Origin of the sequence: Verminephrobacter aporrectodeae subsp. tuberculatae At4, from assembly GCF_000193225.1 — a bacterium.
In the GTDB taxonomy this organism is placed as follows: domain Bacteria; phylum Pseudomonadota; class Gammaproteobacteria; order Burkholderiales; family Burkholderiaceae_C; genus Acidovorax; species Acidovorax aporrectodeae.
In genome coordinates, this window is sequence record NZ_AFAL01000543.1 from 1 (window position 1) to 2,593 (window position 2,593).

Here is a 2,593-nt window from a genome sequence, read left to right on the forward strand (position 1 = left end):
CCCACCTCGAGCGTCACCACGCGCTGCTGCGGCCCGACCGCGACGGCGCTGAGCACGCGCGCCGCGGCGCCTGCCGCCGATCCGCCCGCCGCATGGCGCTGCCGCAGGCGCCGCACGAGCCAGGGCAGCAGGGCCATGGCTCCCACGAAGAGGAGCGCCGTGACCAGGAAGCGGGTCATGCCGGCGCTATCCACGGCTGAGCCGCCGCAGGCGTTCCGAGGGCGTCACCACGTCGGTCAGGCGGATGCCGAACTTGTCGTTCACCACCACCACCTCGCCCTGCGCGATGAGGTAGCCGTTCACGAGCACGTCCATGGGTTCGCCCGCGAGCGCGTCGAGCTCCACCACGGAGCCCTGGGCGAGTTGCAGGATGTACTTGATGGGCACCTTGGTGCGCCCCAGTTCCACGGACAGCTGGACCGGTATGTCCAGCACCATGTTGATGTCGTTGACGCTGCCGTCCGCGTTGCCCGAGAGGGGGGGCACGGGAGCGCCGGACAGGGGGCCTCCCTGTTGCTGTTGCGCGTCCCCGGGCTTGGTGCTGGTGCTGGTCTGCTGTTCCTCCAGCGCCTCGGCCCAGCCCGCAAGGGGATCGTCCGCGCCACCGCCGCCCTGGCCTTCTTCTTCAGTGGACATCTTTTTCTCCCAGCCAGCTCAGGTCCGCCGTGCGCAGGCATTCTTCGATGCGGATGGCGTATTTGGCGTTGTGCGTTCCGTACTGGCATTCGAAAACCGGCACCCCCCGACCGCGGCGCGAATGCGCGGTGCGCGCTCCAGTTCGATGAAGTCGCCCGGCTTCATGCGCAGCAGCTGCCCGACGGTGGTGTCGGCGCGCGCCAGCTCGGCGACCAGGGTCACTTCAGCGGCCTGGATTTCCCGGGTCAGCACCCGCACCCAGCGGCGGTCCACCTCGATGGAGTCGCCCTGCGTGGACGAGTACAGCACGTCCCGGATCGGCTCCAGCGTGGCGTAGGGCGTGCACAGGTGGATGGCGCCCGAGAGGTCGCCGATTTCCAGCTGGAACGCGGTGGACACGGTGATTTCACTGGGCGTGGCGATGTTCGCGAACTGCGGCTGCATTTCCGAGCGCTGGTACTCCAGCTCCAGGGGGTAGATGCCATGCCAGGCCTTCTTGTATTCGGTGCAGACGACGTCCACCAGGCGGTTGATGACGCGCTGCTCGGTGGGCGAGAAGTCCCGCCCCTCGATGCGCGTCTGGAACTTGCCCGCGCCGCCGTACAGGGTGTCGATGATGCCGAACACCAGCGAGGGCTCGCACACGATCAGCCCGCTGCCGCGCAGCGGACGGATGGCCACGATGTTGAAATTCGTCGGCACCGCGAGCTCGCGCAAAAAGGCGCTGTAGCGCTGCACGGACACCGGTCCGACGGAGACTTCCGGGCTGCGGCGGATGAGGTTGAAGAGCCCTATGCGCAGGTTGCGCGCGAAGCGTTCGTTGACGATTTCCATCGTCGGCATGCGCCCCCGCACGATGCGCTCCTGGCTGGAGATGTCGTAGTTGCGCACGGCGCCGGCCTCGGTCACCTCCTCGACCGACTTCTGGCTCTCTCCGGTGACCCCCTCCAAAAGGGCATCGACCTCTTCCTGCGAAAGAAATGAATTGCTCATGGCAAGTTCCTGCGCGCGTCACTGAACGATGAAACTCGAAAACAGCACGCGCCGCACCGGGTTGCGCTGCGTGCGCCGGCGCGCCGGCGCGTGCTCTGCTGCGTCCTCGGGCACATCGGCCTGCGCGCGCTCGCTCTCTGCGGGGGGCGGATAGTCCATGGTGCGCGTGACTTCCGCGAGGATGTCGGCGGCCAATTTCTCCTTGCCTGCGCGCTGCAACAGCTCGGCGGTGCTGCGCTGCGACGCGAGCATCAGCACGCCGCTGCGGATGTTCGGCAGGTAGGCCCGGACCTGCTCCTGCACCTTGGCGTTTTCCAGCTCCAGGGTGACGCCGATCTGGGCGAACCGGTCCCCGCCGGAATCGGCCAGATTCACCACCATGCTTTCCATGGGCAGGAAGACCGGGGCGGCCCTGGACGCATCCTCGTCGTCCGCCGGCGCGCGGCTCGCGACGAACCAGGCGCCGGCGCTGGCGCCGACCAGCACCCCCGCCAGCGCAGTGCCGACGAGGAGCATGAGCGTCTTCTTGCTCTTGGCCGGAGCCGCTGCGGGAACTATGGCTGACACGGTGCGGATTCCTTGCGGCAGCAAGCCGCGCCATCTGACCAGGGAAGGAGTGGGTGAAAAGAGAAATACGGGCCAGAACGATCCCATTATTGGGCGCTGCGCCGGCCCGTGATCAGCGGAATAACAACCCGAAACCAAGGTATTCAGCGCGCCCTGCGCGCGTTCATACAAAGACATCCACGGCGCGCTGCGCCATGTTGCCCACGCGCAGCACCGGGGCCGCTGCGGCGGGCGCCACGGACGCCACCGGCGCCCCCTGCATCCCCTGCGTTGGGCGGGCGCCCGCGCGGCCGCGCGGCGACCGCGCCTGCCCCGCGCCCTGGTCCGCCGGCGTGCCGACCGACATTCCCGCGAGCACCAGACCCTGGCTGTGCAGCAAATCGCCGAGCTGCGCGCG

At 68.4% G+C, this 2,593-nt stretch carries 3 protein-coding genes and 2 pseudogenes; all 5 read right to left on the reverse strand.

The window, feature by feature from the left end; all coding sequences use genetic code 11:
• On the reverse strand, positions 1 to 179 hold a 179-nt coding region (locus VTU_RS28095), incomplete at its 3' end, for a flagellar biosynthetic protein FliO (protein ID WP_010106801.1).
• A 7-nt stretch (positions 180 to 186) separates the two neighbouring features.
• Positions 187 to 636 carry a flagellar motor switch protein FliN gene (fliN, locus tag VTU_RS0118080; RefSeq protein ID WP_010106802.1) on the reverse strand — a complete coding sequence of 150 codons (450 nt, stop codon included), beginning with the start codon at positions 634 to 636 and terminating at the stop codon, positions 187 to 189.
• Positions 626 to 1,629: pseudogene (fliM, locus tag VTU_RS28100) on the reverse strand (flagellar motor switch protein FliM). Before fliM ends, fliN begins: the two are co-directional and overlap by 11 nt.
• Positions 1,630 to 1,647: 18 nt before the next feature.
• On the reverse strand, positions 1,648 to 2,145 hold the full coding sequence (locus VTU_RS0118090) for a flagellar basal body-associated FliL family protein (RefSeq protein WP_010106804.1): 498 nt from the start codon (positions 2,143 to 2,145) through the stop codon (positions 1,648 to 1,650).
• Between the two features lie 214 nt (positions 2,146 to 2,359).
• Positions 2,360 to 2,593 (reverse strand): annotated as a pseudogene (locus VTU_RS33715) (hypothetical protein); the annotation flags it as partial.

Coding starts and splice junctions, on each gene's coding strand:
- VTU_RS0118090 (WP_010106804.1), bottom strand. CDS start 2,145: ATGCTCCTCGTCGGCACTGCGCTGGCGGGGGTGCTGGTCGGCGCCAGC.
- fliN (WP_010106802.1), bottom strand. CDS start 636: ATGTCCACTGAAGAAGAAGGCCAGGGCGGCGGTGGCGCGGACGATCCC.